The 2,308-nt window shown below is 66.4% G+C and carries 1 protein-coding gene and 1 pseudogene; one reads left to right on the forward strand and one right to left on the reverse strand.

Going from position 1 to position 2,308, the window contains the following annotated elements:
* A pseudogene (locus JCM9942_RS14250) lies at positions 1–256 on the reverse strand (hypothetical protein); the annotation flags it as partial.
* 351 nt (positions 257–607) lie between these two features.
* Here JCM9942_RS14250 and JCM9942_RS14255 point away from each other — a divergent pair.
* A partial coding sequence (locus JCM9942_RS14255) for a M16 family metallopeptidase (RefSeq protein ID WP_172675133.1) occupies positions 608–2,308 on the forward strand: 1,701 nt, incomplete at its 3' end.

The raw sequence follows: 2,308 nt of genomic DNA on the forward strand, positions 1-2,308 counted from the left end.
CGGCCAGCGTCACCACCGGCCGGGCGGCGGCCAGTTCGGCATTGCGTTCGACGATCTGCCCGGCGGTCGGGCGGACCTGCACCGCGCTCAGGGTGGGAATGGCGCTGGTGCGCTCGTGTTCGGCCTGGGCCAGCTGGTCGGCGCTGGGACGCACCTGCACGGTTTCCAGGGTGGGGATGTCGGAAGCCTGGACCGAAGCGGCAAACGCGGTGCCGGCGGCAAGGGCGATGGCAATGGCGATGGACTTGGTGTTCATGGCAGGACCTGTTTGGTGTGTGTGAGCAGTGGTGTGGTAGTAATGTAGTACACCACTCCTCGTGCTGCAAGAAATTTCTTGCTTTCCGATGTCTGGTTCAGCGTTTGCTCAGGTTTGCTTCGGGGCTGGCTGCGCTGCAGTGAGAACAGAGCAGGCTGCATGCCAACTGCATCTCATTGATATGGCTTGGTTTCTTGTGGGTGCACGGTGTCCGTTGTCCGGACACTGGCCGTGCCGGGGTGTCCACCGCGGACGCGGTAGCCGGGAAACGCCGCTATGACGGATGGGCGGTGTGGCGACGGCGGGGCCCGGTTAGCATCAGCACTCACATTCATGCCCAAGGAAAGAGGAATGAACGCAGCTGTTCCCCGCACCGCCCTGCTCACCCTGGCGTTGAGCGCCGCCCTCGGAGGATTCGTCGGCGCGCCTCTGGTCGCCGAAGCCAAGCCCGCGCCGGTCGCGGCCCCGGCGGTGGATATCCCGTACGAACAGTTCACCCTGCCCAACGGCCTGCGCGTGGTGGTGCACACCGATCGCAAAGCGCCGATCGTGGCGGTGAACATCTGGTACCACGTCGGTGCCAAGGACGAGCCGTCCGGCCGCACCGGTTTTGCGCACCTGTTCGAGCACCTGATGTTCCAGGGCAGCGAGAACCACAGCGGCGAGTTTTTCGAACCGTTCAAGCAGGTCGGCGCCACCGACCAGAACGGCACCACCAATACCGACCGCACCAACTATTTCCAGAACGTGCCGACCACCGCGCTGGACATGGCGCTGTGGATGGAGTCCGACCGCATGGGCCATCTGCTCGGTGCGATCGACCAGGCCGCACTCGATGAACAGCGCGGCGTGGTGCAGAACGAGAAGCGCCAGGGCGAAAACCAGCCCTATGGCCAGGTGTGGGACAAGCTGACCCGCGCGCTGTATCCGGCCGGGCATCCGTACCACCACGGCGTGATCGGTTCGATGAACGATCTCAATGCCGCCTCGCTCGATGACGTGAAGACCTGGTTCCGCACCTGGTACGGCCCGAACAACGCGGTGCTGGTGCTGGCCGGCGATATCGATGTGGCCACCGCCAAAGAGAAAGTCGCCCGGTACTTCGGCGATATCCCGGCCGGTCCGAGCATGGCCCAGCCGAAGGTGGATGTGGCGCAGCGTCCGGCCAGCACCCGCGAGGTGATGACCGACAAGGTGCCGCAGGCACGCATCTACCGCGCCTGGAATGTGGCGCAGCTGGGCACGGCCGATATCGACCAGCTCGGGCTGCTGGCCTATGTGCTGGGCGGGGCCAAGTCCTCGCGGCTGGACCAGCGCCTGCTGCACAACGACAAGCTGGTGGACAACATCACCGCGATGGCCGACGCCTCGCAGCTGGGGTCCAACTTCCTGATCATGGCCACCGTCAAGCAGGGCGTGGACCCGGCCAGGGTGGAGGCGGCCATCGATGAGGAACTCAAGCGCCTGATCGCCGAAGGCCCGAGCGCCGATGAACTGGAGCGCGCCAAGGTGCAGTCGCGTTCGGGTTTCGTGCGCGGGATCGAGCGGATCGGCGGCTTCGGCGGCAAGGCCGACGCGCTGGCCGAATGCACCGTGTACGAAGGCGATCCGGGCTGCTTCCGCACCTCGCTGGCCAACATCGACAAGGCCACCGCCGGAGACCTGAAGGCGGTTGGCGCGAAGTGGCTGGGCGTGGGCGACCACACCCTGGTGGTCACGCCGGGCGCGCGGGTGGCGCTGGAGGAACTGCCCTCGGGCAAGCCGGCGCCGTTCAACGTGCCGGCGGTGGACCCGAAGTACACGGCACTGCCCAGCCAGGTCGACCGCAGCGCCGGCGTGCCGCAGACCACGAGCTTCCCCGAGCTGAAGTTCCCGCAGTTGCAGCGCGCCACGCTGAAGAACGGCACCCGGGTGGTGCTGGCCGAGCGCCATGACATCCCGGTGGTGCAGTTCAGCTATGAGTTCCCGGGGGGCTTCACCGCCGATCAGGGACGCAAGCCGGGCACCGCCAACTTCACCATGGGCATGCTCGATGAGCGCCGGTTCGCGCGG

Origin of the sequence: Stenotrophomonas pictorum JCM 9942, assembly GCF_001310775.1 — a bacterium.
Classification (GTDB): Bacteria; Pseudomonadota; Gammaproteobacteria; order Xanthomonadales; family Xanthomonadaceae; genus Stenotrophomonas; species Stenotrophomonas pictorum.